Annotated in this window: 24 protein-coding genes; 11 read left to right on the top strand and 13 right to left on the bottom strand. The window is 71.8% G+C overall.

Features of this window, described 5'->3' with window-relative positions; all coding sequences use genetic code 11:
- Nucleotides 1–135: 135 nt before the first annotated feature.
- From PKE79_RS02560 to dut, 3 genes are read right to left on the bottom strand one after another with little or no spacing between them, the layout of a single operon-like run.
- Nucleotides 136–861, bottom strand: a complete 726-nt coding sequence (locus tag PKE79_RS02560) for a DUF3159 domain-containing protein (protein WP_271172076.1) — start codon at nucleotides 859–861, stop codon at nucleotides 136–138.
- Nucleotides 858–1,481, bottom strand: coding sequence for a DUF3710 domain-containing protein (locus PKE79_RS02565; protein ID WP_271172077.1), 624 nt, complete (start codon nucleotides 1,479–1,481; stop codon nucleotides 858–860). Before PKE79_RS02565 ends, PKE79_RS02560 begins: the two co-directional genes overlap by 4 nt.
- Nucleotides 1,478–1,927, bottom strand: coding sequence for a dUTP diphosphatase (gene dut, locus PKE79_RS02570; protein ID WP_271172078.1), 450 nt, complete (start codon nucleotides 1,925–1,927; stop codon nucleotides 1,478–1,480). Before dut ends, PKE79_RS02565 begins: the two co-directional genes overlap by 4 nt.
- Before the next feature lie 12 nt (nucleotides 1,928–1,939).
- Here dut and PKE79_RS02575 point away from each other — a divergent pair, with 12 nt between their 5' ends.
- Entirely contained in the window at nucleotides 1,940–2,449 is a 510-nt protein-coding gene (locus PKE79_RS02575; protein ID WP_271172079.1) for a DUF3093 family protein, read from the top strand.
- Here the strand turns inward: PKE79_RS02575 and PKE79_RS02580 are convergent.
- On the bottom strand, nucleotides 2,424–2,717 hold the full coding sequence (locus tag PKE79_RS02580) for a DUF4193 domain-containing protein (protein WP_271172080.1): 294 nt from the start codon (nucleotides 2,715–2,717) through the stop codon (nucleotides 2,424–2,426). The two genes, PKE79_RS02575 and PKE79_RS02580, sit on opposite strands and share 26 nt — an antisense overlap.
- A 231-nt stretch (nucleotides 2,718–2,948) precedes the next feature.
- Between PKE79_RS02580 and sepH the strand changes: the two genes are divergently transcribed.
- Nucleotides 2,949–3,986, top strand: coding sequence for a septation protein SepH (gene sepH, locus PKE79_RS02585; RefSeq protein WP_271172081.1), 1,038 nt, complete (start codon nucleotides 2,949–2,951; stop codon nucleotides 3,984–3,986).
- Nucleotides 3,987–3,989: 3 nt separating this feature from the next.
- Here the strand turns inward: sepH and PKE79_RS02590 are convergent, their stop codons facing one another.
- On the bottom strand, nucleotides 3,990–5,114 hold the full coding sequence (locus tag PKE79_RS02590; protein ID WP_271172082.1) for an alkaline phosphatase family protein: 1,125 nt from the start codon (nucleotides 5,112–5,114) through the stop codon (nucleotides 3,990–3,992).
- Between the two features lie 99 nt (nucleotides 5,115–5,213).
- Here PKE79_RS02590 and PKE79_RS02595 point away from each other — a divergent pair, with 99 nt between their 5' ends.
- Nucleotides 5,214–7,661 carry a DNA gyrase/topoisomerase IV subunit A gene (locus tag PKE79_RS02595; protein ID WP_271172083.1) on the top strand — a complete coding sequence of 816 codons (2,448 nt, stop codon included), beginning with the start codon at nucleotides 5,214–5,216 and terminating at the stop codon, nucleotides 7,659–7,661.
- A 26-nt stretch (nucleotides 7,662–7,687) separates the two neighbouring features.
- On the opposite strand, the gene PKE79_RS02600 is transcribed toward PKE79_RS02595, so the two are convergent.
- Nucleotides 7,688–9,772 carry a DNA gyrase/topoisomerase IV subunit B gene (locus PKE79_RS02600; protein WP_498071619.1) on the bottom strand — a complete coding sequence of 695 codons (2,085 nt, stop codon included), beginning with the start codon at nucleotides 9,770–9,772 and terminating at the stop codon, nucleotides 7,688–7,690.
- 211 nt (nucleotides 9,773–9,983) lie between these two features.
- Between PKE79_RS02600 and PKE79_RS02605 the strand changes: the two genes are divergently transcribed.
- Nucleotides 9,984–10,199, top strand: coding sequence for a DUF7455 domain-containing protein (locus PKE79_RS02605; protein WP_271172085.1), 216 nt, complete (start codon nucleotides 9,984–9,986; stop codon nucleotides 10,197–10,199).
- 60 nt (nucleotides 10,200–10,259) lie between these two features.
- On the opposite strand, the gene PKE79_RS02610 is transcribed toward PKE79_RS02605, so the two are convergent.
- Together PKE79_RS02610 and PKE79_RS02615 are read right to left on the bottom strand one after the other, a co-directional pair.
- Nucleotides 10,260–11,294 (bottom strand): alanine racemase, encoded by a 1,035-nt coding sequence (locus PKE79_RS02610; protein ID WP_271172086.1) that lies wholly within the window; start codon nucleotides 11,292–11,294, stop codon nucleotides 10,260–10,262.
- Nucleotides 11,291–11,974: an alanine racemase gene (locus PKE79_RS02615; RefSeq protein ID WP_271172087.1), complete on the bottom strand. Its 684-nt coding sequence runs from the start codon at nucleotides 11,972–11,974 to the stop codon at nucleotides 11,291–11,293. Before PKE79_RS02615 ends, PKE79_RS02610 begins: the two co-directional genes overlap by 4 nt.
- Nucleotides 11,975–12,023: 49 nt before the next feature.
- Between PKE79_RS02615 and PKE79_RS02620 the strand changes: the two genes are divergently transcribed.
- Nucleotides 12,024–13,046 (top strand): sugar-transfer associated ATP-grasp domain-containing protein, encoded by a 1,023-nt coding sequence (locus tag PKE79_RS02620; RefSeq protein WP_271172088.1) that lies wholly within the window; start codon nucleotides 12,024–12,026, stop codon nucleotides 13,044–13,046.
- Nucleotides 13,047–13,101: 55 nt separating this feature from the next.
- Here PKE79_RS02620 and PKE79_RS02625 read toward each other — a convergent pair whose 3' ends face one another.
- From PKE79_RS02625 to PKE79_RS02635, 3 genes are all read right to left on the bottom strand, one after another.
- Nucleotides 13,102–13,815, bottom strand: a complete 714-nt coding sequence (locus PKE79_RS02625; RefSeq protein WP_271172089.1) for a coenzyme F420-0:L-glutamate ligase — start codon at nucleotides 13,813–13,815, stop codon at nucleotides 13,102–13,104.
- The gene (locus tag PKE79_RS02630; RefSeq protein ID WP_271172090.1) at nucleotides 13,815–15,122 is read right to left on the bottom strand and encodes an RNA polymerase sigma factor; all 1,308 of its coding nucleotides are present in this window, start codon (nucleotides 15,120–15,122) and stop codon (nucleotides 13,815–13,817) included. The genes PKE79_RS02625 and PKE79_RS02630 overlap by 1 nt, the downstream gene beginning before the upstream one ends.
- 210 nt (nucleotides 15,123–15,332) lie before the next feature.
- A complete protein-coding gene (locus PKE79_RS02635; RefSeq protein ID WP_271172091.1) occupies nucleotides 15,333–16,268 on the bottom strand; it encodes a proteasome assembly chaperone family protein in 936 nt (311 codons plus the stop codon).
- A gap of 75 nt (nucleotides 16,269–16,343) precedes the next feature.
- Between PKE79_RS02635 and PKE79_RS02640 the strand changes: the two genes are divergently transcribed.
- The 3 genes from PKE79_RS02640 to sucB all read left to right on the top strand — a co-directional run bounded on the left by PKE79_RS02640 (nucleotide 16,344) and on the right by sucB (nucleotide 21,029).
- The gene (locus PKE79_RS02640; RefSeq protein ID WP_271172092.1) at nucleotides 16,344–17,837 is read left to right on the top strand and encodes a leucyl aminopeptidase; all 1,494 of its coding nucleotides are present in this window, start codon (nucleotides 16,344–16,346) and stop codon (nucleotides 17,835–17,837) included.
- Nucleotides 17,834–19,207, top strand: coding sequence for a dihydrolipoyl dehydrogenase (gene lpdA, locus PKE79_RS02645; protein WP_271172093.1), 1,374 nt, complete (start codon nucleotides 17,834–17,836; stop codon nucleotides 19,205–19,207). Before PKE79_RS02640 ends, lpdA begins: the two co-directional genes overlap by 4 nt.
- Before the next feature lie 67 nt (nucleotides 19,208–19,274).
- Nucleotides 19,275–21,029 carry a 2-oxoglutarate dehydrogenase, E2 component, dihydrolipoamide succinyltransferase gene (sucB, locus tag PKE79_RS02650; RefSeq protein ID WP_271172094.1) on the top strand — a complete coding sequence of 585 codons (1,755 nt, stop codon included), beginning with the start codon at nucleotides 19,275–19,277 and terminating at the stop codon, nucleotides 21,027–21,029.
- Nucleotides 21,030–21,074: 45 nt separating this feature from the next.
- Here the strand turns inward: sucB and PKE79_RS02655 are convergent, their stop codons facing one another.
- Nucleotides 21,075–22,325 carry a hypothetical protein gene (locus tag PKE79_RS02655; protein WP_271172095.1) on the bottom strand — a complete coding sequence of 417 codons (1,251 nt, stop codon included), beginning with the start codon at nucleotides 22,323–22,325 and terminating at the stop codon, nucleotides 21,075–21,077.
- 143 nt (nucleotides 22,326–22,468) lie between these two features.
- Here PKE79_RS02655 and PKE79_RS02660 point away from each other — a divergent pair, with 143 nt between their 5' ends.
- Entirely contained in the window at nucleotides 22,469–23,173 is a 705-nt protein-coding gene (locus PKE79_RS02660; RefSeq protein ID WP_271172096.1) for a DUF4191 family protein, read from the top strand.
- Between the two features lie 57 nt (nucleotides 23,174–23,230).
- On the opposite strand, the gene PKE79_RS02665 is transcribed toward PKE79_RS02660, so the two are convergent.
- A complete protein-coding gene (locus PKE79_RS02665; RefSeq protein WP_271172097.1) occupies nucleotides 23,231–23,662 on the bottom strand; it encodes an RDD family protein in 432 nt (143 codons plus the stop codon).
- 138 nt (nucleotides 23,663–23,800) lie between these two features.
- Here PKE79_RS02665 and glnA point away from each other — a divergent pair, with 138 nt between their 5' ends.
- Nucleotides 23,801–25,225, top strand: coding sequence for a type I glutamate--ammonia ligase (gene glnA / locus PKE79_RS02670; protein ID WP_271172098.1), 1,425 nt, complete (start codon nucleotides 23,801–23,803; stop codon nucleotides 25,223–25,225).
- A 78-nt stretch (nucleotides 25,226–25,303) separates the two neighbouring features.
- The gene (locus PKE79_RS02675) at nucleotides 25,304–26,047 is read left to right on the top strand and encodes a ParA family protein (protein ID WP_271172099.1); all 744 of its coding nucleotides are present in this window, start codon (nucleotides 25,304–25,306) and stop codon (nucleotides 26,045–26,047) included.
- Nucleotides 26,048–26,061 lie beyond the last annotated feature (14 nt).

Below are 26,061 nucleotides of genomic sequence, written 5' to 3' on the forward strand. Positions count from 1 at the left end.
GCCGCTGAGCGCGTCGGCTAGGAAGGCGGACCTTACCGGCCGCGGCCGGGCGACAGGTTCCCCGAAGTGCGCAATTTATCTCGATGTCAAGATAAATCTACCACGCGCCCGCGGCCGGTCCCCGTCGCGCCGCGCTCAGCCTTCGCGTCGGCCGTACAGCGCGCGCACGGCGAGCCAGGTGACGGCGACCATGGGCGCGAACAGCGGCAGCCCCATGACGATCTTGAGGGTGCCGAGGGCCGTGACGTCGCCCGCGAAGTAGAGCGGCAGCTGCGCGGCGAGCCGCGCGAAGAAGAGCGCGGCCCATGCGATGCCCAGCCAGAAGAACACCCGCCGCTTGCGCCGGTCGGCGCGCCACGCCGTCCCCTCGCCCATCAGGAAGCCGGCCGCGAGGCCGATGAGCGACCAGCCGACGAGCGCCGAGACGAGCAGCGCCGTGCCGTAGAGGCCGTTCGTCAGGAACCCCGGGACGAAGTTGTCCTCGCCGCGCCCCGTCCACAGCGCGAGCGCCGCCGCGGCGGCGGCCGCGACGAGGCCTCCGAGCGCGGCGGACGGGGGCGACTTCTGGACGAGACGCACGACCGTGAACACCGCCGCGACGCCGACCGAGACCCCGAGCGCGAGAGCGAGGGCGTCGGGCCGCAGCGTGAAGAGGACGACGAAGGCGAGGCTCGGCAGCACCGACTCGAGCACGCCGCGCCAGCCGCCCATCGCCTTCCAGACGACGTGGCCGGTGCTCCGCTCCTCAGCGGGGTCCAGCCCCATGCGGCGCGCGGCGTCGCCGAGTGCCGCTCCGAGTGCGTCGGACGCGCGCGGCGGCTCGAGGGGCGTCTCGTCCCCCCGGTCGTCCTGTCCGGTCACGCCGCGCCCGGCGTCTGCGGCATCTTGAGCGGGATGAGGTCGCGCGGCGGCATGGGAGCGCCGCCGCGCACGACGACGATCGAGCGGAAGAGGTCCTCGATCCGCTCCGCAGCCTCGGGGTCGCTCGTCGCGCGCCCGCCCACGACGCCGCGCAGGAACCAGCGCGGGCCGTCCACTCCGATGAAGCGGGCGAGGCGCTTCTCCGCGCTGCCGCCGCCCGCGACGACCGGCACCTCGGCGAGGAGCTCGGGGCCGAGGGGTCCCTCGCGCTCCTCGACCCGCCCGCCCTGCTGACGCACCTGGTCGCGGATCTGGTCTCGCGTCTCATCCCACAGTCCGCTGGACCGCGGCGCCGCGAACGGCTGGACCTGGAGCGTGGACTCGGCGTAGTCGAGCCCGACCGCGACGATGCGCTTGGACTGCTCCTCGACCTCGAGCCGGAGGTTGAGGCCCTCGCGCGGCAGGATCTTGATGCCGCCGAGATCGATGTACGGGCGGACCGGGTTGGCCTCGCTCTCGTCGAACGGCCCCTCCTCGGCGCGGTTGCGGGTCGTCGCGGGCGCGGCCTCGCCCTCGGGGACGGCGATCTCGTCGTTCTGCGGCGCGCTCTCGTCGCTCATGCCACTCCTCGTGTCTCGTAGCCGGTCGAGCCGAATCCGCCGACCCCGCGCACGGATTCGGGCAGCTCGTCGACCGGGATGAATCGGGCGCGCGGGACGGGCATCAGGATGAGCTGAGCGATGCGGTCCCCCGCGGTGATCTGGTACGCCTCTCGGGCGTCGGTGTTCAGGAGGGCGACCTTGATCTCGCCCCGGTAGCCCGCATCGATCGTGCCCGGCGCGTTCACGATCGTGATGCCGTGCTTGGCCGCGAGCCCGCTGCGCGGGACGACGAACGCGGCGTAGCCCTCGGGCAGCGCGATGCGCACGCCGGTGCCGACGAGCGCACGCTCTCCCGGCTCGAGGAGCACCGACTCGCTCGCGACGAGGTCCGCCCCGGCGTCGCCGGGGTGCGCGTACGCGGGAGCCTCTGATGCGACAATGGGGACGTCAACGATATCGGTCACGCAACGAGGGTAATGCAGAACACAGTGTCGTCCCCGAACAGCGCGTCGGCCGCGGGCGCCGCCGCCGTCTACCGCGAGCGGCTCTCCCCGTCGCTCTGGCTGCTCGCGTCGGCCGCGATCGCCGCGCCCATGGTGTCGCTCGTCTTCGTGCGCCTCGATCCGTCGATCGCCCTCGCGCTGGGGGCGATCGTGGCCGTCGGCGTCATCGCCCTGCTCATCGCATCGTCGCCCGTCGTGGAGGTGCGCGACGGCATGCTGCGCGCAGGGCGGGCGCGCATCGAGGTGGAGCTCCTCGGCGAGCCGGCGGCGCTCACGGGCGACGAGGCGAAGGCGGCGCGGGGAGCCGGGCTCGACCCGCGCGGGTGGTATCTCGTGCGAGGCGGGATCGACCCGGTCGTCGTGGTCCCGGTCATCGACCCGGACGATCCCGTCTCGTCGTGGACGATCTCCACGCGCACCCCCGACCGCCTCGCGGCGGCCGTGGTGCGCGCGCAGATCACGCAGCGCAGTCGCGGCAGATAGGCCCGTCGGCGCCGTCGTGGTCGAGCTGCGAGCGGTGCTTCACGAGGAAGCAGCTCATGCAGGTGAACTCATCCTCCTGCGGCGGGAGCACGACGACATCGAGCTCGACATTGGACAGGTCGGCGCCCGGCAGGTCGAAGCTCGACGGGTTGTCCGCGTCCTCCGAGTCGATGGATCCCGCGTTATCGGGGCGGCGCGCCTTGAGCGCCTCGATCGACTCGTTGTTGTCGTCTTCGCTCTTGCGTGGGGCGTCGTAGTCGGTTGCCATCGGAGGGCGTCACTTCTTTCGTCATCGGGTGTTGCACATCCCCGCCATCGGGCGGGGCGGCGATAGTTTGCACGACGCCCGCGGCTTTCGCAAATGCTCAGCGCGTCGCCGTCGGGCGTCCGTCCGTGCTCGCGATGAAACTCGCGGCGCGCCCGCGGTATTCCCGCCTGCGAGCCACCGCGCGTGAAACCATGTCGGGACACCGATTGTCATCGTGTGAGGAGCAAGAGCATGGATCAGCTCACGATCGTGGGGACCGAGGACGGCAAGCTCGTCCTGGCGAACGAGTCGGGGCAGCGCTTCACGCTCCCCGTGGACGACCTGCTGCGTTCCGAGCTGCGCCGGATCGACCGCGCGGCGCATCGCGAGGAGTCCCACGCGCCGACCGCGAGCCCTCGCGACATCCAGCAGCACATCCGCGCGGGACTCACGGCCGAGCAGGTCGCGGATCTCCTCGGCGCGCGCGTCGAGGACGTCCGCCGCTTCGAGGGCCCCGTGCTCGCCGAGCGCGAGCACATCGTGGGCCGCGCCCTCGCCGTTCCCGTGCTCATGGGGGTCGACCTCGCCGGCGACCAGAATCCGACCTTCGGCGAGGCCATCCGCTCGAAGCTCGCGGACCTCGACGCCTCGGGCGAGCGCTGGACGAGCTGGAAGGACGAGACCGGCTGGATCGTCAAGCTCGAGTTCTCGGCCGCGGAGGTCGACCACGACGCCCGGTGGAGCTTCGACCCGCGGCGCAGCGCCCTCGCTCCCCTCAACGGCGACGCCACGCAGCTGTCGCGTCAGGGCCCGCTGCCGGAGGGGCTCATCCCCCGCCTGCGCGCGCTCGAGGTCGTCGAGACGGCCGACGAGGATCGCTTCGACTCCGGCGCCTTCGGGCCTCGCAGGCTCCCCGAGCAGGACACGGCGACCGACGGCATGACCCGGTCGATCCCGTCGGTGCGCGAGGCCGCGACGAAGCGCGCTCCGAGCGCGGAGGGGCCGAGCTCCGAGACCGCCGACCTCCTGGAGGCGCTGCGCCGCCGCCGGGGCCAGCGCGAGAGCGCTCCCGTCCTCGAGATGGAGGAGACGCCGCCGGCCGAGGCCGATGGCGAGGATCACGGGCCCGCTCCGGTCGCGCTCTTCGATGCGCTCGAGCCGGGCTACCGCTCGGAGTCGGAGCCGGAGCAGCCCGCACCGCAGCCCGAGCCGGAGACCCCGCGTCGTCGAGGGCGCGCGTCCATGCCCTCGTGGGACGAGATCGTCTTCGGAGCCCGTGCGGACGACTGAGCCTCAGCGCGCGTAGGAGCCGAGGCGGATCAGCGGCACGGTCATCTCCTCGGGGGTCGTCGACCCGTGCTGACCCACCATGTCCTGCGGACGCTTGTCGTCCAGGCGGTCGTCGTAGAACGCCCACGTTCCGCGCGCCGCGACGAGCACGTCGCCGATGCGCGCCTCGACATCCGGATGGACGTCGCCGAAGAGACCGGAGGCGATCGCCTCCGCGCGCGTGGCGATGTCGGCGGTCCCGTCGTCTGCGCGGCGCCAGACGTCCGCGACCTCGTCGGCCCGCGCGTCGTCCTCGAGGTAGAGATGCAGCAGGCGCGGCTCGCCGCCGACGAGCGCCACCCCGTCGAGTCGCGGGTCTCCGTCGCGGAGGAGGATGTGCCGGTGCCGGGGCACGTCGATCATCCCGTGGTCGGCGGTCACGACGACGCCGACGCCCGCGGGGACGGGCGCGGCGAACGCGGCGTCGACGTCCTCCAGGGCGGCGACCCACGCGTCCGAGGCGACGCCGTGCCGGTGGCCGGCCTTGTCGACCTCGGGCAGGTAGCAGTAGACGACCGAGCCGGGGTGAGCGCTCGCCAGCCCGTACGCGGTCGCGAGGCGCGCCCGGACGCCGTCCTCCGCGATGTAGCGCGCGCCGCGCAGGACGGCAGCGGTGAAGCCGCTGCCCGCGAACTCCGCGAGCCCGACCGCGAACGCCGCGCGGCCGTCGGCGTGCGCGCGCTCGAAGACGGTCGTCGCGCGCTGCCACGTGACGGGGTCGAGGCCGTCGCGCTCGTAGCCGTTCAGCTGGTTGGCGAGCACCCCCTGCGCGGGGTCGAGGATGCGGTAGCCGACGAGTCCGTGCTCTCCCGGCCAGGCGCCGGTGAGCGTGCTCGTGAGCGCCGCGGCCGTCGTCGACGGGAACACGCTGCGCGCGACATCCTTCTTGGCCATGGCGCCCGCAAGACGTCGCGCGTGCCCGGCATGGGCTCGCAGCTGGATCGATCCGAGGCCGTCGACGACGACGATGACCGCGGAGGTCGCGGCGGGCAGCCACTCCCCTCCTCCGTCGAGCGATCGGAGAGACTCCTGCGCGACCTCGGTGAGGCTCCGGGCGTTCAGGGGGCCCGCCGGTACGATGAGGGACATCCGGGCCAGTCTCCCACAGCGGAGCTGCGCGCCGTCGCCCTCCGCCCGCGGGCGCGCGCCGCACGGCCCGGGATCCGTCCCACCCGAGGAGAGGGCTGAATGGCGCGCAAGCAGGCATCCGACGCCACGCCGGTCGAGGAGCGCATCGAGGACATCGACCTCGAGTCGGAGATGCAGGGGTCGTACCTCGAGTACGCCTACTCCGTCATCTACTCGCGCGCCCTGCCGGATGCGCGCGACGGCCTCAAGCCCGTGCAGCGCCGCATCCTCTACCAGATGGCCGAGATGGGGCTGCGCCCCGACCGCGGCCATGTGAAGAGCGCGCGCGTCGTCGGCGAGGTGATGGGAAAGCTCCACCCGCACGGCGACACCGCCATCTACGACGCCCTCGTGCGCCTCGCGCAGGACTTCGCGCTGCGCGTGCCGCTCGTCGACGGGCACGGAAACTTCGGCTCGCTCGACGACGGCCCCGCGGCGGCCCGGTACACCGAGGCGCGCCTCGCGGCCGCCGCCATGGCGATGACCGAGAACCTCGACGAGGATGTCGTCGACTTCATCCCCAACTACGACGGGCAGTTCCAGCAGCCCGACGTCCTGCCGGCCGCCTACCCGAACCTCCTCGTGAACGGCACGACGGGGATCGCCGTCGGCATGGCGACGAACATGGCGCCGCACAACCTCACCGAGGTCGTCGCGGCCGCCAACTTCCTCCTCGAGAACCCCGACGCGACCCTCGACCAGCTCATGGAGTTCGTCCCGGGGCCGGACTTTCCCTCGGGCGGCATCGTCGTCGGCCTCGACGGGATCCGAGACGCGTACGAGACCGGCCGCGGCGCGATCAAGGTGCGGGGGAAGGTGTCGATCGAGCAGATCGGCCCGCGCCGCACGGGCATCGTCGTCACGGAGCTGCCCTACATGGTCGGGCCCGAGCGCGTGATCGAGAAGCTCAAGGACGCCGTCCAGTCCAAGAAGCTCCAGGGCATCAGCGATGTCACCGACCTCACCGACCGCAACAACGGGCTGCGCATCGTCATCGGGGTGAAGACGGGCTTCGACCCGCAGGCCGTGCTCGAGCGGCTCTACCGCCTCACGCCGCTCGAGGACTCCTTCAACTTCAACAACGTCGCCCTCGTCGGCGGGCGGCCGCACACGCTCGGCCTTGTCGAGCTCCTGCGGGTCTACGTCGAGCACCGCCTGCAGGTGGTCACGCGCCGCAGCCGCTTCCGCCTCGCGCGGCGTCAGGAGCGCCTGCACCTCGTGCGCGGCCTGCTCGTGGCCATCCTCGACATCGACGAGGTCATCCAGGTCATCCGCACGTCCGACGACTCCGAGCAGGCCCGCAGGCGCCTGTGCCAGGTGTTCGATCTCGACGACGTGCAGGCCGAGTACATCCTCGAGCTGCGCCTGCGCCGCCTCACGAAGTTCTCGCGCATCGAGCTCGAGAAGGAGCGCGACGAGCTGCTCGCCGAGATCGCGCACCTCGAGGAGCTCCTGGGCTCCGATGCGCTGCTGCGCAGGCAGGTGGCGGCGGAGCTGGACGCGGTCGTCGACAAGTACGGGACGCCGCGGCGCACGCTCCTCATGAACGCGAAGCCCGCCGCGGCGCGCACGCGGCAGACCTCGGATGTCGACCTCCAGATCGCGGATGGCCCCACGCTCGTGGCGCTGTCGACGACGGGGCGCGCGGTGCGCGTCGAGGTCCCGGAGGGCCAGCAGCTCGCGGCGCCGTCGAGGCGGAGCAAGCACGATGCGATCCTCTCGACGGTCCAGACCACCGTCCGCGGCGAGGCCGGCGCGCTCACGAACCGCGGGCGCATCGTGCGGTTCCACCCCGTCGACCTGCCGTCGGTGCCGCCGAACGCGGTGCAGCTGGGCGTGGGCGTCAAGCTGCACGACTACATCGGGCTCGCCGACCGCAGCGAGCGGATCCTCGCGCTCGTGAAGCTCGACGACGACGCTCCGGTCGCCATCGGCACCGCGCAGGGCGTCGTGAAGCGGATCGTCCCGTCCGCGCTCCCGGCGAAGCCCGAGCTCGAGGTCATCGCGCTCAAGCCCGGCGACGAGGTCGTGGGCGCGGCGTCGGCACCCGACGACGCCGAGCTCGTCTTCATCACGACCGACGCGCAGCTGCTGCGCTTCGCCGCATCCTCGGTGCGCCCCCAGGGGGCCGCGGCAGGCGGCATGGCCGGGATCAAGCTCAGCGCGAAGGGCGCCGTGCTCTTCTTCGGCGCGGCGACCGGCGACGACACGGTCGTCGTCACGGTGTCGGGCGCCGAGGGGATGCTCGCGGGCGCCGACACGGGGCGGGCGAAGATCTCGGACTTCTCGGAGTTCCCCGGCAAGGGCCGCGCGACGGGCGGCGTCCGCGCGCACGCCTTCCTCCGGGGCGAGGACCGGCTCACGCTCGCGTGGGTCGGCCCCGACCCCGCCCTCGCGGTGGACGCGAACGGGTCGGTGCGGAAGCTCCCGCAGACCCTCTCGAAGCGCGACGCGTCGGGGCAGCCGCTCGAATCCGTCGTCGCCTCGATCGGCCGGACGCTCGTCTAGGACGGGCGCTCGGCCGAGCGCGCGTCCTAGACGTCGATCGACTCGCGGTCCAGGCGGTCGGCGGAGTCGATGATGAACTCGCGGCGCGGGGCGACCTCGTTGCCCATGAGCATCTCGAACACGCGGCCCGCGGCCTCGGCGTCCTCCATGCGCACGCGGCGCAGGAGCCGGCCGTCGCGCTGCATCGTCGTCTCCGCGAGCTGGTCCGCGTCCATCTCGCCGAGTCCCTTGTAGCGCTGGATGGGCTCCTGCCAGCGCTTGCCCTGCTTCTGCAGCCGCGCGAGGAGGCGCGTGAGCTCGGCGTCGCTGTAGGTGTAGATCGTCTCGTTGGGCTTGGAGCCCGGGTTCATGACGATCACGCGGTGCAGCGGCGGAACGGCCGCGTACACCCTGCCGTGCTCGATGAGGGGCCGGAGGTACCGGTAGAAGAGGGTCAGCAGCAGCGTGCGGATGTGCGCGCCGTCGACGTCGGCGTCGCTCATCATGATGACCTTGCCGTAGCGCGCGGCGTCGATGTCGAACGTCCGCCCGGAGCCCGCGCCCACGACCTGGATGATCGATGCGCACTCGGCGTTCGAGAGCATGTCGCCGATCGAGGCCTTCTGCGTGTTGAGGATCTTCCCGCGGATGGGCAGAAGGGCCTGGAACTCGCTGTCGCGAGCGCGGCGGGCCGTGCCGAGCGCCGAATCGCCCTCGACGATGAACAGCTCGGAGTTCGACACGTCGCTCGAGCGGCAGTCGATGAGCTTGGCCGGGAGCGACGAGCTCTCGAGCGCGTTCTTGCGGCGCTGCGTCTCCTTGTGGGCGCGCGCCGACACACGTGCCTTCATCTCGGCGACGACCTTGTCGAGGAGCATCGACGTCTGGTTCTTGTCGTCGCGGCGCGTCGAGGTGAAGCGCTCCTTGAGGCCCTCGCGGACGACCTTCGCGACGATCGCGCGGACGGCGGGCGTCCCGAGCACCTCCTTCGTCTGGCCCTCGAACTGCGGCTCCGGCACCGACACCGTGAGGACCGCCGTGAGACCGGCCAGCACGTCGTCCTTCTCGATGCGGTCGTTCTGGCCGACCTTGAGACGCCGTGCGTTCTTCTCGACCTCCGCGCGCAGCTGCTTGAGCAGCTCCTGCTCGAAGCCCTGCTGGTGCGTGCCGCCCTTGGGCGTGGAGATGATGTTGACGAACGAGCGGATGATCGTGTCGTACCCCGTGCCCCAGCGCAGCGCGATGTCGACGCTGCACTCGCGCTGGACATCCGTGGATCGCATCGATCCGTCGGGCTGCAGCATCGGCACCGTCTCGGTGTACGTGCCGGAGCCCTGGAAGCGCCAGTCGTCGGTCACGGGCGCGTCGGTCGCGAGGAAGTGCACGAACTCGGAGATGCCGCCGTCGAAGCGGTACGACGTCTCCGTCGGCTCGTCTCCGCGCTCGTCGCGGATCACGATCTCGAGCCCCGGCACGAGGAACGCCGTCTGCCGCGCGCGCGTGACGAGCTCGTCGACCTGGAACGCCGCATCCTTCGTGAAGATCTGCCGGTCGGCCCAGTACCGCACACGCGTGCCGGTGACGCCCTTGGCGACCTTGCCGACGACGCGCAGCTCGCTGCGCTCCTCGAAGGGCGTGAACGGCGCCTCGGGCGTCGGCTCGCCGGTGTCCGCGAAGCGCCCGGGCTCGCCGCGGTGGAACGACATCGCCCAGGTCCTGCCGTCGCGGTCGACCTCGACGTCGAGTCGCTCGGACAGGGCGTTCACGACCGACGCGCCGACGCCGTGGAGTCCGCCGGAGGCGGCGTACGAGCCGCCGCCGAACTTCCCTCCCGCGTGGAGCTTCGTGTAGACGACCTCGACGCCGGACAGGCCCGTGCGGGGCTCGACGTCGACCGGCACGCCGCGGCCGCGGTCCTGGACCTCGACGCTGCCGTCGCCGCGCAGGATGACGTCGATGCGCGTGCCGTTGCCGGCGACCGCCTCGTCCACGGCGTTGTCGATGATCTCCCACAGGCAGTGCATGAGGCCGGGCGATCCGTTCGACCCGATGTACATGCCGGGGCGCTTGCGGACGGCCTCGAGGCCTTCCAGCACCTGGAGATGATGAGCGGAGTACTCGGAGGTCACGATCTTCGATCATACTTTCGACGTGCCCGGAAGAGCCTGCGACACTCCCCCGATGCGCGCTCCCACGAGGACATCCGGCGCGCTCGCGTCCAGCCCGTACGCGCACAGCGAAACATGCGGCCATGCGGGCATGATTCCGAGGTCCCCGTGGTTTCATACAGTGAATCGGAAGAGTCGAGACCGAGATCGACAGGTTCGAACAGGGAGGCAGACCATGACCGCGACATCCACACCCGAAGCCCCTGTCTCGTACCGTCTCACCGCGGCCGACCGCTGCGACAGCTGCGGGGCGCAGGCGTACATCGCCGCCGAGGTCAACGGCAGCCAGCTGCTCTACTGCGCCCACCACGGTCGCAAGTACGAGGAGAAGCTGCGCGCCGTGGCGACCTCGTGGCTCGACGAGACGGCCCGTCTCGCCGAGACGGACTGACACCAGGCTTCCGAGGCGCCCGTCCCCGCGAGGGGGCGGGCGCCTCGCCGTTCCCGCTCCTCAGACGTACACGCGCGGGATGAGGGGCGACACGCGCAGGAGGGGCTCCTCGCCGACCGTGCCGATCGCCTCGGCGATGGTCGTCGACGTGCTCTCGCCGCGATCGCCCGCGCCGAACAGCACGACCTCGTCGCCGACGGCCGCGCCGTCCCATCCGTCGATCGTCGACGTCGTCTCGCGCACCGCGCGCAGCCGACGCGCGCCCGCGGGCGTGCCCACCGACATCCGCCCGGCGAGCGTGGAGAACAGGCCGTCGAGCGAGCCGATGCCCACCTCGACCGTGTCGCCGTGCACGGCGGTCACCTCGCTCACGAGGGTGGCGGATGGCACGGTGCCGGGGATCTCCGGCCCCTCGGCCGAGCGGATGCCGTAGCAGAAGGCGCCGACCCGGACGAGGTCGCACCGGAACTCCGCGCGATGCCACGCGGCCGCGCTGGCCGCGAGGTGGCGCACCTCGGGCCGCAGGCCGGCCGCTCGCGCCGCCGCGACCGCCTCGTCGAAGAGAGCGCGCGCGGCGTCGTCCTCCTCGTCGCTCGCCTCGGCGATGTGGCTCCAGATCCCGGCGACCCGCACCGCGTTCTCCGCCTCGAGCGCGGCCGCGCGGGCCGCGAACGCCGGCCACGCCTCGACGCGCACGCCGTTGCGGTGAAGGCCCGTGTCGATCTTGAGGTGGACGACCGCGGTCTCGCCGCGGGCGGCGGCCACGCGGCCGACGCGCTCGAGATAGCCCGCGTCGCCCACGCCGAGCTCGACGCCCGCCTCGAGAGCCTCCGCGATCTCGCCCTCGTCGACGGTCAGCCACGAGAACACCCGCGCGCGGTCGCCGGTCACGGCCTTGGCGCGCACGCCGGTCGCGATGTCGAATGCGCCGAGCCAGCGCACGCCCTCCGCGGCGGCCGCGTCCGCGATGGCCTCCACGCCGTGGGCGTAGGCGTCGTCCTTGACGACGACCATGAGGTCGGCCGGCGCGACGCGGGCCCTGACGGCGCGCACGTTCTCCCGGAACCGTCCCAGATCGATCCGCAGGGCGCTCACGCGACGACCTCCCTCTCCACGCCGAGGCCGACCCGCGCCACCAGCTCGGCGGCCGTCAGACCCGTCACCGTCGTCCACTCCGCGATCTCGTCGCGCACGGCGCCCGATCCGAAGAAGACGACCTCGTCGCCCGGCTCCGCGCCACCCGCCCCGCCGACGTCCACGACGCACACGTCCATCGCGACGCGCCCGACGATCGCGCAGCGGCGTCCGCGGATGTCGACGTGCGCGCGGCTGCCGAGCGCGCGCACGACGCCCTGCGCGTACCCGCCGGGGACGAGCGCGATCTGCGTGTCGGCGGGCGCGCGGTGGACGAAGCCGTACGACACGCCCTCGCCCGCGAGGAGCGGCTTCGTCGACAGGACGCGCGATGCGAGCGACAGGACCGGCTGTCCGCCGGAGCCGGGAAGGCCCAGGACGCGGGCCATGGGCAGCGTCGACTCGTCGGCGGTCGCGACGAGGCCGAGATCCTCGACGATCGCGACATCCGGCGCGTCCGCGCGCACAGCGCGGACACCCGCCGCGTGCAGGGCGCGCGCCACGGTCACGAGGCCGTGGCCCCACGCATCGCGCCGGACGTCGCCGATCGCGTCGGGCGGCGTGTCACGCAGGTTCGCGGCCAGGGCCGCTGCCGACACGCGCGCGCGGGGCGCGGACGTCCGAAGGCGCTGCGAAGTCACCCGATCTAGACTAGCCAGGCCCATCGCAAGCGACCTGGAGGACGCCCGTATGCCCTCGACCGGCCTGAGCCTCGGCCCCAAGCTCCGCTACCTCGTGGAGCGCGCGCGCCGCATCGACGTCGGGTCGGTGATCGAACGCGCCAAGGAGGTGCACGAGCAGCACGGCAAGGCGGTCCCGCTCGTCGTCGCCGACATGCTGTGGTCCGCCGCACGGCGCGACGTCGCGTTCCAGGACTACGTCGACTACGACTTCGCAATTCTCACGCGCGAGGAGCGGGCGACGTTCATGACCCACCCGGTGTCGATGCAGCTCGCCGCGAAGTACGCGCACCCCGACCACCGCGTCCTCTTCGAGAACAAGATCGAGTTCAACCGGCGCTTCGACCGCTTCCTGCGGCGCGAGTGGCTCGTCGTCGAGGCGGGGAACGCGGACGCGGTCCGCGCGTTCGTCGAGAAGCACGGCACGATCGTCGCCAAGGTGCCCGTGAGCCACATGGGGCTCGGAGTGCACCGCTACCACGCCGAGGAGGTGCAGGACTGGGCCGCGTTCCACCGCGGTCTCCTCGAGCGCGACGAGATCCTCCTCGAGGAGGTCATCGTGCAGCATCCCGACCTCGCCGCCGTCTGCCCCGGAACGGTCAACACGACGCGCATCACGGCGTTCAACGACGGAAGCGACGTGCACATCCTCGCGATCGCGCAGAAGTTCGGCCGCGGAGCGGTGAGCGACCAGATGTCGTTCGGCGGCTTCTACACGATGCTCGACGACGCGGGGCACGCGATCGGCGCGGGGTACGACTCCCACGGCCACGTCCACGAGAAGCACCCCGACACGGGCTTCCCGATCGCGCAGTTCCAGCTGCCCTTCATGGAGGAGGTGCGCGCGTTCATCGACCGGGTCGCGCGCATCGTGCCGCAGGTGCAGTACGTGGGCTGGGACGTCGTCGTCTCCCCCGACGGCCCCGTGCTCGTCGAGGGCAACTGGGGCGCCGGCGTCTACGAGAACAAGCCGTCCGTGACGGGCATCCGCACGGGGCACAAGCCCCGCTACCGCAAGGCGATCGGCTTCTGACGGAACGCAGAACGGGCCGGGCCCCGAGGGGTCCGGCCCGTTCTCGCGCGTCTGATCAGCGACCGGCCGGCGCGGTGACCTTCCGGATGATGCCGAGCGGGGTCGACTGGTGGCCCTGCCCGAGCGGGTTGTCGCCGAGGATGCGCACGAGGCGCTTCTCGCCGGCCTTGTCGAGCGTCGAGCCGAGGATGTTCCCGCCGATGTCGTTGATGTCGACCACGGCCACGTCGGCATCCACACCGAGCAGCGAGCGCACGTGCTCGGCGACCTCGCGCGGACGCTCGGGACCGAGCACGACCGCCCGGTTGTAGGGCGGGATAGTGCCGGGCGTCGGCCCGTCGATCGCGCGCGCCTTGTCTCCCGCGATGCGGTAGAAGTCGCCGCGGCGGCCGAGGAGCTTCGTCACGGCCGACACGGCGGCCGCGAAGAGGATGCGCGGGGTGCCGACCTCGCGCAGCGCCATCTCCATCGTCTCGGGGATGCCCAGGCCGATGCCGTACGCGGTCTTCGTGACGTACTTCGACAGGAAGGTCGCCAGCTTCCGCGGCCGGATCTCGTCCATCATGTACGAGCGGCCCTGCGTGATCGCGACGATCTTCTCCGTCACGAACAGGAGGTCTCCCGGCTCGACGGCGTCCTTCGCGTACTCCGCGATGATCGCGTCGATCTCGTCATCCGGCATGACCACCTTCGTGCGCAGGGGGATGCGCGCGTAGCGGACGCCGTCGACCTCGACCTCGAGGTGCTTGCCCTCGTTCGCCTCCGCCATCACTCGAGGTAGTCCCGGAGCGACTGCGAGCGGCTCGGGTGGCGCAGCTTCGCCATGGTCTTCGACTCGATCTGGCGGATGCGCTCACGCGTCACGCCGAAGGTGTCGCCGATCTGGTCGAGCGTCTTGGGCTGCCCGTCGCCGAGACCGAAGCGCATGCGGATGACGCCCGCCTCGCGCTCGGAGAGCGAGTCGAGCAGGCTCTCGAGCTGACGCTGCAGCATCGTGAAGCCCACCGCGTCCGCGGGGACCACGGCCTCGGTGTCCTCGATGAGGTCGCCGAACTCGCTGTCGCCGTCCTCGCCGAGGGGCGTGTGCAGGGAGATGGGCTCGCGACCGTACTTCTGGACCTCGATGACCTTCTCGGGGGTCATGTCGAGCTCCTTGGAGAGCTCCTCGGGCGTGGGCTCGCGACCGAGGTCCTGCAGCATCTGCCGCTGGACGCGGGCGAGCTTGTTGATGACCTCGACCATGTGGACCGGGATGCGGATGGTGCGCGCCTGGTCAGCCATCGCGCGCGTGATCGCCTGGCGGATCCACCACGTCGCGTAGGTCGAGAACTTGAAGCCCTTGGTGTAGTCGAACTTCTCGACCGCGCGGATGAGACCGAGGTTGCCCTCCTGGATGAGGTCCAGGAACTGCATGCCGCGGCCCGTGTAGCGCTTCGCGAGCGAGACGACGAGGCGCAGGTTGGCGCCGAGCAGGTGGCTCTTGGCCCGCTGGCCGTCGCGCGCGACCCACTGGAGGTCGAGGCCGAGCTGGCTCGACTTCTCGGCGGCCGACATCTTGGAGAGCTTCTCCTCGGCGAACAGACCGGCCTCGATGCGCATCGCGAGGTCGACCTCCTCCGCCGCGTTGAGGAGGGGCACCTTGCCGATCTGCTTCAGGTAGTCCTTGACGGGGTCGGCCGTCGCGCCCGTGATCTGCGTCGAGTAGACGGGAACGTCCTCCTCGTCGCTCGAGCTGATGACGATCGCGCCGGTCGGAAGCGGCTCGACGGCCGGCTTCTTCTCGTCCTTCTCGTCGCCCTTGGCGTCTTCCTTCACCTCGTCGGCGTCGGTCTCCGCGTCGGCGTCCACGTCGATGTCCTCGACGTCGACGTCCTCCTCGATCTCGGCGTCCTCGTCGGACCCCTTCTTCGCTGTGCTCTTGGCCGCCTTCGTCTTCTTCGTCGACGCGGTCTTCGCTGCGGTCTTCTTGGTCGTCTTCTTCGCCGTGGAGCCCTGAGCCGTCTCCTCGACGACCTCTTCCGCGGCGGCTTCGTCCTTCTTCGCGGTACTCCGCGAAGCCTTCGTGGCAGTTGTCACGTTCTCGCCTTTCACCGACGGCGCTGCGCGCGTCGCCCCCGGGTGTCTTCGGGCACTAGTAAGACCCTTGTCAAGTCCCGCGCCTCGACAGCACGGACTCGACAACGGGTCGTGCACTCATTCTCTCATACCTGAGCCGCGTCCTCCGCCGCGGCTCGATCCGCTCCGATGAGGGAAACAGCCCGGCCCCCGCCCACATTCCCGGCGGGGTCAGTTCCGCTTGTCCTCGTCGCCGTTCGGACGGGAGGCGAGGTACCGCTCGAGCTCGGCGGCGAGCTCGTCGGCGCTCGGGATGTCGCTCTCGTGGATGAGGCCGGCCGAGCTCGGCGCTCCGCCGTCCGACAGATTGGCCATGTAGGCGTCGTATCGCTCCTCGAGCCCCGTCACCATCCGCGCGAGCTCGTCGTTGCCGTGGATCTGCTCCTCGACCTTCGCGAGGTACTCGAGGTTGTCGTCGCGGAGTCCGTCGAGATCGAACACGCGCCCCGTGGACGACGCGATCCGATCGATCGCCGACAGCGTCGCCGCGGGGTAGTCGGTCTCGGCGAGGTAGTGCGGCACGAGGAGGACGAACCCGGCCACGAGCAGCCCGGCGGCCGACGCACGGTACTCCAGGAGGTGCCCCGCGGTCGCCGGCACCTGCGTGCGGGGCTGCCAGATCGACTGCGCGGCGATCAGCTCGGTGCGGTTGCCGCTCACGGTGACACCCAGCTCGCGGGTGTGCGGGACCGGCATCGCGATCGCGTGCACCCAGGTGAGCCCCGACACGTCGAACTCCCGCGCGAAGGCGATCACGGTCTCGGCGAACGCGTCCCACACGAAGTCGGGCTCGTACCCGGACAGGAGGAGGAAGGGCTGGCCGAGCGCGTCGTGGACGAGGGAGAGCTCGAGACGCGGCGGGCGGAATTCGGTCAGGTGGTCCTTGTCGAAGGTGACGATCGGGCGACGCGCCCGGTAGTCGAGGAGCACGTCGTTCGAGAACACCGCGATGACGTGCGGATCGAGGTCCTCCCGCATGTAGTCGATCGCTCCCGACACGGCGCCGCCGGCGTCGGTGAACCCGGTCAGGAGCACGACGAGCGGCAGGCCACCGGGAACCACGGGGGCGTCGGCGAGTCGTTCGAAGAGATCTCGATGAGCGGGCATTCCTCCATGCTACGAGTCGCACGGCCCGCGCGGGCGGTCGTCGGGGTCGGGCGAGCGCGAACCTAGGATGGAGGAATGCCTCACCCCGAGATCGAGCTGTCCGCAGCCACGTTCCCCGCAGAGGGCGCCGATGCCCTCGTGATCGCGATCCCCGATCTGACGGGCGATGGGCCGGGGCCAGCCGGGCTCGCCGACCTCCTCCCCGCGCTCGATGCCATCGGCTTCACGGGGGCCCGCAACGCGTTCGCGCGGGTCTACGCGCCGGGCTTCTCGGATGCCCCGCTCGCGGTGGTCGGCCTCGGACGGCGCCCCGATGCGGACGCCGTCCGCGACGCCGTGGGGACGGCCATCCGCTCGCTCACGGGCTTCGACACGATCGCCGTCTCCGTCGCCGCCGAGGTGGAGGACGGATGGCGCGCGGCCGCCGAGGGCGCGGCGCTCGGCGGATACGCGTTCGCGGGATACAAGTCCGACTCGCAGGACAAGAAGGACAAGCGCCGTCGGGCGTCCCGCGTCGTCGTGCACGCGCCGGAAGGCGCGGACGACGCGGCCCTCGCCGCGGTGCGCGCAGGAGCCGAGGCCGTCGCCCTCGTGAAGGACCTCGTGTCGACGCCCGCCGAGTGGCAGAGCCCTGCGCAGCTGGCCGACACGGCCGTCGAGACGACGCAGGGTCTGCCGATCGACGTCACCGTGTGGGACGAGAGCGCTCTCGCGGAGGCCGGCTTCGGCGGCATCCTCGGCGTCGGGAAGGGATCCGACCGGCCGCCGCGCCTCGTCCGCCTCGACTACGCCCCGGCCGGCGCGGAGCGCCATATCGCGCTCGTCGGCAAGGGCATCACCTTCGACACGGGCGGGCTCTCGCTCAAGCCCGCGGCGTCGATGGTCGGCATGCAGGAGGACATGACGGGCGCCGCCGAGGTGCTCGCGGTCGTCCGCGCCGCCGCCCAGCTCGAGCTTCCCGTGCGGGTGACGGCGTGGATGTGCATCGCGGACAACATGCCGTCCGGTCGCGCGACGCGCCCCGGCGACGTGCTCGTGATGGCCGACGGCACGACCGTCGAGGTGACCAACACCGACGCGGAGGGGCGGCTCGTGCTCGCCGACGGCCTCATCGCCGCGAGCAGGGAGAACCCCGATGTCATCGTCGACGTCGCGACCCTCACCGGGGCGATGATCGTCGCGCTCGGCACGCGCCACACGGGCGTGATGGGGCACGGCGACGCAGTCGACGCGTTCCTCCGCTCCGCCGATCGGACCGGCGAGCTCGCGTGGGCGCTCCCCCTGCCCGAGCACATCGCCGAGGAGCTCGAGTCGCGTGTGGCCGACATGCGCAACGCGAACGTCGGAAACCGCGCGGGCGGCGCGCTCTTCGCGGGGCTGTTCCTGCAGCGCTTCGTGGGCCGCACCGGCGAGGGCGACGACGCCCCGCGCATCCCGTGGGTGCACCTCGACATCGCGGGCTCGTCGATGAGCACCGGCAGCGCCTTCGGCTTCACGGACAAGGGGCCGACCGGCGCCACCGTCCGCGCGCTCATCGACTTCGTCGCGGCGGGCGGTGAGGTGCGATGACCGAGCAGGTCTTCGACATCGTCGTCCTCGGCGGCGGCAGCGGCGGCTACGCCGCCGCGCTGCGCGCCGCCGAGCTCGGCAAGCGCGTGGCGATCGTGGAGAAGGACAAGGTCGGCGGCACGTGCCTGCATCGGGGGTGCATCCCCACGAAGGCGCTGCTGCACGCGGCGGAGGTCGCCGACACCGTGCGCGGCGCGGCCGAGTTCGGCGTCACCGCCGAGCTCTCGGGCATCGACGCCGCGCAGGTGGCGGCCTACCGCGACGGCATCGTGGCGAAGAAGCACAAGGGCCTCGAGGGCCTCATCAAGGCGCGCGGCATCACGGTCGTCGCCGGCGAGGGGCGTCTCGAGGCGGGCCCGGCCGTCCGCGTCCGCGACGATCTCCTGCGTGCGCAGGACGTCGTCCTCGCGACGGGCTCGTACAGCCGGACGCTGCCCGGGCTCGAGCTCGGGGGCCGCATCATGGCGAGCGAGGGCGCCCTCGCCTTGGATGAGATCCCGTCGAGCGTGATCATCCTCGGCGGCGGGGTGATCGGCGTCGAGTTCGCGAGCGTCTGGCGGTCTTTCGGCGCCGACGTGACGATCGTGGAGGCCCTCGAGCATCTCGCGCCCAACGAGGACATCGCGCTCAGCAAGGGCCTCGAGCGCGCCTACCGCCGCCGCGGCATCCGCACCTCGCTCGGCGTCCGCTTCGCGTCGGCGTCGCAGACCGCCGACGCCGTCACCGTGACGCTCGAGAACGGCGAGACGCACACGGCCGACGTGCTGCTCGTGGCCGTCGGTCGCGGCCCCGCGACCGACGGGCTCGGTCTCGACGAGGCCGGCGTCCGGCGGGATCGCGGCTTCGTCGTCGTCGACGACGAGCTGCGCACGAGCGCACGCGGCGTGTGGGCCGTGGGCGACATCGTGCCGGGCCTGCAGCTGGCCCACCGCAGCTTCCAGCAGGGCATCGCCGTCGCCGAGCGCATCGCGGGTCTCGCGAGCGCCCCGGTTCCCGATGCCCAGCTCCCCCGCGTGTCCTACTCCCACCCCGAGCTCGCCTCTGTCGGCGTGACCGAGGCGCAGGCGATCGCGCAGCACGGTGCCGACGGGATCGAGACCGCCGAGTTCAATCTCGCGGGCAACGCGAAGAGCGAGATCATCGGGACCGGCGGACTCGTCAAGGTCGTGCGCCGCAAGGACGGCCCCGTCCTCGGCGTGCACCTCATCGGCGACCGCGTGGGCGAGCTCATCACGGAGGGCCAGCTGGCCGTCGCGTGGGAAGCCCACCCCGACGACCTGGCGCCCCTCATCCATGCGCATCCGACGCAGAGCGAAGCGCTCGGCGAGGCCTTCCTGGCGCTCGCGGGCAAGCCGCTCCACGCGCTGTGACGCCGCCCCCGGACCCCAACAACACTAAGCTAGACAAGAATTCGACATTCCGAAGGAGACTCCTGACATGAGCACTTCCGTCGTCCTCCCCGCTCTCGGAGAGAGCGTGACCGAGGGTACGGTCACCCGCTGGCTGAAGCAGGTCGGTGACACCGTCGCAGCGGACGAGCCGCTTCTCGAGGTGTCGACCGACAAGGTCGACACCGAGATCCCCTCGCCGGTGAGCGGCGTCCTGGAGACCATCCTCGTGCAGGAGGACGAGACGGTCGAGGTCGGTGCTGAGCTCGCCCGTGTCGGCGACGGCTCCGGCGCGGCCGAGGCTCCCGCGGCACCGGCCGCCGAGGCGGCGCCCGCCGAGGCCGCCCCCGCCCAGGCTGCCCCCGCGGAGGCTCCGGCCGCCCAGGCTGCGCCTGCCGGGGAGGCTCCCGCTGCCGCGCCCGCCGCGAGCGGCGACTCCTCCGACGTCGTGCTCCCCGAGCTGGGCGAGAGCGTGACCGAGGGCACCGTCACCCGCTGGCTCAAGCAGGTCGGAGACTCCGTCGAGGTCGACGAGCCGCTGCTGGAGATCTCCACGGACAAGGTCGACACCGAGATCCCGTCGCCGGTCGCCGGCACGGTCCAGGAGATCCTCGTCCAGGAGGACGAGACGGTCGAGGTCGGGTCGGTGCTCGCTCGCGTCGGCAGCGGAGCTCCGGCTGCTCCCGCCGCCCCGGCTGCCGCCCCCGCGGCTCCCGCCGAGGCCGAGGCGCCCGCGGCCCCCGCGGCTCCGGCGCCGGCTGCTGCGGCCCCGGCTGCTCCCGCCGCGCCTGCTGCTCCCGCGCCGGCTGCTGCTCCCGCCGCCCCGGCTGCCGCCGCCGCGCCGGCTGCTGCTCCCGCCGCCCCTGCGGCGCCGGCCGCGCCCGCCGGCGAGGACGAGAAGCTCTACGTGACGCCGCTCGTGCGCCGTCTCGCGGCGCAGAACAACGTCGACCTGTCCACGGTCAAGGGCACGGGCGTCGGCGGCCGCATCCGCAAGGAGGACGTCCTCAAGGCCGCGGAGGGCGCTACCGCCGCTCCGGCTGCCGCGCCGGCTGCCGCTGCGGCGGTCAAGCCCGAGCCGTCGCCGCTGCGCGGCACGACCGCCCCGATGTCGCGCCTGCGCAAGGTGCTGGCGTCGCGCGCCGTCGAGTCGATGCAGAAGACCGCTCAGCTGACCACGGTCGTCGAGGTCGACGTCACGAAGCTCGCCGCCTTCCGCGACGAGGTCAAGGGCACGTTCCTCGAGAAGACCGGCGACAAGCTGTCGTTCCTGCCGTTCTTCGCCCTCGCCGCCGCCGAGGCGCTGCAGGCGTACCCGATCGTCAACGCGACGGTCGACGGCGAGAACAACATCGTCTACCCGCCGACGGAGAACCTCTCCATCGCGGTCGACACCGAGCGCGGTCTCCTCACCCCGGTCGTCCGCGACGCCGGGTCGAAGAACCTCGCGCAGATCGCCCACGAGATCGCCGACCTCGCCGCGCGCACGCGCGACAACAAGCTGAAGCCGGACGAGCTCTCGGGCGGCACCTTCACCCTGACGAACACCGGATCGCGCGGCGCGCTGTTCGACACGCCGGTCGTGTTCCTGCCGCAGTCGGCGATCCTCGGCACGGGCGTCGTCTTCAAGCGCCCCGGCGTCGTGAAGGTCGACGGGGTCGAGGCCATCGGCATCCGCTCGTACGTGTACCTTGCGCTCTCGTACGACCACCGCACGATCGACGGCGCGGACGCCGCCCGCTTCCTGTCGGCGGTCAAGGCGCGCCTCGAGGCGGCGGACTTCGCGGGCGACCTCGGCATCTGAGGTCGACGCGCCCCGCGCGAAGGGGGCCGGATGGACGCACCGCGTTCATCCGGCCCCCTTCGCCGTGTCGTAGACCTGGCGCAGGCGCCATGCGCCGTCGACCCGCTCGAGCACGACGTGCCGGGTCTCGCCGTCCACCACGGCGCGGGTGACGGCGACATCCCCGAAGTCGTCGAGAAGGGCCACGGTGGCGTCATCCGCCCCCTCGACGAGCCGCGCCGTCGCCTGCTCGGGCGTCTCGTCGTCGGCCCCTTCCGCCTCGGGGCCGTGCTCGCTCTCGGGCGCGCCCGCGGCATCCGCCGGCTCGGCAGCCGCGGCCGGCTCCTCTGCGGCGCCCGCGCCGGGCGACGCGTCCGACGGCCACAGGGCTCCGGCGAGGAGGACCGCGGCCGCGCATGCGCCTCCGACGAGAAGCGGAGCGCGACGCGAGCCCGTGCGCGCGCCGCGCGGCCGCAGACGGGCTCGGATGAGCGCCGCCCCCTCGCGCAGCCCCTCCCACGCACGAGTCGCCAGCATCCCCACGCCCGCATCGACGTGCCGGTCGATCCAGTCGCTCCAGGCTGGCATCGCCGCGCGGTCCGGCTGGTCCGCGCCCTGACGCCGTTCGGGCGTCGCTGCCGCGTCCGAGTTCTCGGCGCCGTCGTCCGCTCGGAGCAGAGGTCGCGGCGCGCAGGCGTCGAAGAGCCGCGACTCGAGCTCGGGGAGCGCGCGGTGGAGCCCGCGCGGGCGCTCGAGCGCGGTCGCGCACTCGTCGAGCGCGCGCCGCACGACGCGGTCGCCCGATGCCTCGCTCACGGTCGCCAGCACGCGCCGTGCGGAGGCCTCGGCGGCATCCCCGGCCCCGAGAGCGAGCACCGGGCGCGCCTCGTCGGTGAGCCACCACTCGCCGCTCGGACCGTGCTCGTCCCCCGCGCGGCCCGCCCAGGCCTCCTGCACGCCGCGGAGGACGCTCACCGCAAGCGTCACGATCTCCCCGCCCGCGAGCGCCGGCCCGCGTGCGAGCCGTCCGGCGAGCCAGGTCTCCAGGCGCGCGACGCACCACGGCAGCGCGAGCGCGTGGCCATCCGGAAGCCGCACGATGTCGACGGGAGCGAGCACGTGCTGCGCGCCGGCGGCACGCCATCCTTCCCATCCTTCCGCCGCTTCGGTCCGCACGAGCTGGACCACATCGTCGCCGGCAGCCGCGAGCTCGCCCGCGAGCGGCGCACCGGGCGGAGCCACGTGTCGGATCAGCCGATACGCGCCTGTCCCCTCGGAGATGCCCGGCTCCCCCGAGATCACGTCGTCCCACCCCATGCGCCCACTCTCGCCCGCAGGAGCCGGGAGCCGCGCGGCGGATCGCGCCGACGCGCCCGACGCGCCGTCCCGAGGCGCCTGTGCACGCGTCGTCGGCCGCTCAGCGGCACTCGGGCGCACCCGCGCGCCGGTAGGCTTGTCCCATGGCACGCAGCACTTCCGCCGAGAAGCGACCCGGCTTCTTCTCGCAGATCAGGTCACTGTTCACGTTCACCCGTGAGGCCTTCCCCTGGCTCGGCTGGCTGCTCGCCGGGATCGTGGTGCTCGGCGTCGCCCTCGGCGTCGTCGTCGGCTTCCTGCTGCAGCCGCAGTGGTGGGGCATCCTCCTCTGGGGCATCACCGGACTCATGGTGGGCGCGCTCGCTGCCATGATGACCATGACGCGCTTCTCGACGCGCGCGATGTACCGCAAGCTCGACGGCATGCCCGGCGCCAGCGGCCACGTCCTCTCGAACATGCTCGGCCGCAACTGGCGCGGCGAGGAGATGCCGGTCGGCATCAACCCCAAGACGCAGGAGGCGGTCTACCGCGCCGTGGGCCGCGGCGGCATCGTCGTCGTCGGAGAGGGCTCCAAGGGCCGGCTCACGCGCCTCATGCGCGACGAGCGGATGCGCGCCCAGCGTGTGGCGTCGGGGGTCCCGGTCCACGAGTTCTACGTCGGCCACGGCGAGGGCGAGGTGCCGATCGACCAGCTCGCGAAGACGATCAAGGCCCTGCCGAAGGCGATCGACCGCGCCACGATGGGCGCCGTGCTGCAGCGCATCGAGTCGGTGTCGCAGTCGATCACGTCGCTGCCCATCCCGAAGGGCATCGACCCGACGAAGGTCCGCTCGCAGCGGCCGCGCTGATCCTCTGACATGACGATGCCCTCGCCGCGCGGCGAGGGCATCGTCATGTCAGGGGCGTCACGCGCGCAGGAGAACCGTCCCGGCGGCCTTGTCATGCAGGCCCCGCTGGTCCTGGTCCCACACGACGGCCGGGATCACGAGCATGAGGAGCGCGGTGCGCACGATCGGCCGCCAGACGCCCGTCCACGCGCCGTCCGCTCGGACCAGGCGCATCCCGACGAGCCGGTGGCCTGGACTCCCGCCGAGCATGGGGATGAAGAGCACCTGCAGCGCCGCGAAGACCATGAGCGGCGTGAACATCGTGAGACCGGCCTCGCTGGGCAGTGCGAACTGGTCGTACCCGAAGAAGGCGGATGCGATGAGGGTCGCCGCCGCGTAGTCGATCGCGAGCGCGGCGATGCGGCGGCCAGGACGGGCGATCGAGCCGGCGCCCGTTGCCGGCAGGCCCAGGCTGGCCCCCGGGTGGTCGGCGTGGGTGGGGGATGTCACCCGACGAGCCTAGAGGAACCGGGCTGTGTAACATGCCGGAAACATAAGGGACATGACGAGGCAACGCCGGAGCCGTAGGTTTGCCGCGTCGTCCGTTCCACGGATTGCCCCACCCGAGATCCCACAACTGGAGCCTCAATGTTCAAAGATTCCTCCGAGGTCCTGAAGTTCATCAAGGACGAGGACGTCAAGTTCCTCGACATCCGCTTCACGGACCTTCCCGGCGTCCAGCAGCACTTCAACATCCCGGCTTCCACCGTGGACGAGGAGTTCTTCACGGTCGGCCAGCTCTTCGACGGCTCCTCGATCCGCGGGTTCGCGAACATCCACGAGTCGGACATGCAGCTCATCCCCGACGTGTCGACGGCATACCTCGACCCGTTCCGCGAGGCGAAGACGCTCATCATGGTCTTCGACATCTACAACCCGCGCAACGGCGAGATCTACGCGAAGGACCCGCGCCAGGTCGCCAAGAAGGCCGAGAAGTACCTCGCCTCCACCGGCATCGCCGACACCGCGTACTTCGCTCCCGAGGCCGAGTTCTACATCTTCGACGACGTGCGCTACGAGGTGAAGCAGAACGCGAGCTTCTACTCGGTGGACTCCGAGGAGGGCGCGTGGAACACGGGCCGCGCCGAAGAGGGCGGCAACCTGGCCAACAAGACCCCGTACAAGGGCGGCTACTTCCCGGTGTCCCCCGTCGACAAGACGGCTGACCTCCGCGACGACATCAGCCTCAAGCTCATCGAGGCCGGCCTCGAGCTCGAGCGCGCGCACCACGAGGTGGGCACGGGCGGCCAGCAGGAGATCAACTACCGCTTCGACACCATGGTGCACGCGGCCGACGACATCCTGAAGTTCAAGTACATCGTCAAGAACACGGCCGAGGAGTGGGGCAAGGTCGCGACCTTCATGCCCAAGCCGCTCTTCGGCGACAACGGCTCAGGCATGCACACGCACCAGTCGCTGTGGGCCGACGGCAAGCCCCTCTTCTACGACGAGACCGGCTACGGCGGCCTGAGCGACATCGCCCGCTGGTACATCGGCGGCATCCTCGCGCATGCTCCCGCGGTCCTCGCGTTCACGAACCCGACGCTGAACAGCTACCACCGTCTCGTCAAGGGCTTCGAGGCTCCCGTGAACCTCGTCTACTCCGCCGGCAACCGCTCCGCGGCCATCCGCATCCCGATCACCGGCTCGAACCCGAAGGCCAAGCGCATCGAGTTCCGCGCCCCCGACGCGTCGGGCAACCCGTACCTCGCGTTCGCCGCGCAGCTCATGGCCGGCCTCGACGGCATCAAGAACCGCATCGAGCCGCACGAGCCGGTCGACAAGGACCTGTACGAGCTCCCCGCCGAGGAGGCCAAGGGCATCCCCCAGGTCCCGAACTCGCTGCAGGACTCGCTCGACGCGCTCCGCGAGGACCACGCGTTCCTCCTCGAGGGCGGCGTGTTCACGCAGGAGCTCATCGACACCTGGATCGAGTACAAGGAGGAGAACGAGATCAAGCCGCTCGCGCAACGTCCTCACCCCTTCGAGTACGAGCTGTACTTCGGCGTCTGAGCCGCGCACAGCGATGCTGAGGAGCGCCCCGGGGACCTGTTCCCCGGGGCGCTCCCGCGTCCGTGGAAGGATGGCGCCATGAGCGACTCGCGCGTGATCGCCGTCTTCAGCACGAAAGGCGGCGTCGGGAAGACGACGACCGCCGTGAACCTCGCCTGGCAGGCCGCAGCGGACGGGCATCGCGTCCTCCTGTGGGACCTCGATCCGCAGGCGGCAGCGACGTGGCTGCTCAGTGTGCGCCAGAAGCTGCGCGGCGGCGCGGAGGCCGTCCTCTCGGGCGAGCGATCGGCCGCCAAGGCCATCCGGGAGACGTCGGTCGAGGGGGTGGACGTCCTGCCCGCCGACGCCTCGTACCGCGACCTCGACATCGCCCTGGACGCGACGAAGAAGTCGGGGTCGCGCCTCGCGCGCGTCCTGAAGCCGCTTCGCGACGAGTACGACGTCGTGATCCTCGACTGCCCGCCAGGCGCATCGCTCGTCGCCGAGAACGCCCTTCGTGCGGCCGACGTCGTGCTCGCGCCGCTCGCGCCGTCGCTGCTCTCGCTGCGGTCGTTCGACCAGGTGCGCGACCTGCTCACCGAGGACGGGCGCGACGCCGCGCTCGTGGCGTTCCTCACGATGGTCGACCGGCGCAAGCGCAGCCATCGCGACGCCGCTGACGAGCTGCCGTCGCGCGTCGCCGAGATCACCGACATCGTCGTGCCGTTCACGGTCGTCGCGGAGCGCATGGGCGAGAAGCACGCGGCGATCGGCGCCTTCGCTCCGCGCTCAGAGGCCGCGAAGGCCTACGCGGCGCTGTGGCACCGGGTCGCGCGCGCGTGAAGGGCCCTCCGCCC

It is taken from the genome of Microbacterium barkeri, assembly GCF_027921765.1.
In the GTDB taxonomy this organism is placed as follows: domain Bacteria; phylum Actinomycetota; class Actinomycetes; order Actinomycetales; family Microbacteriaceae; genus Microbacterium; species Microbacterium barkeri.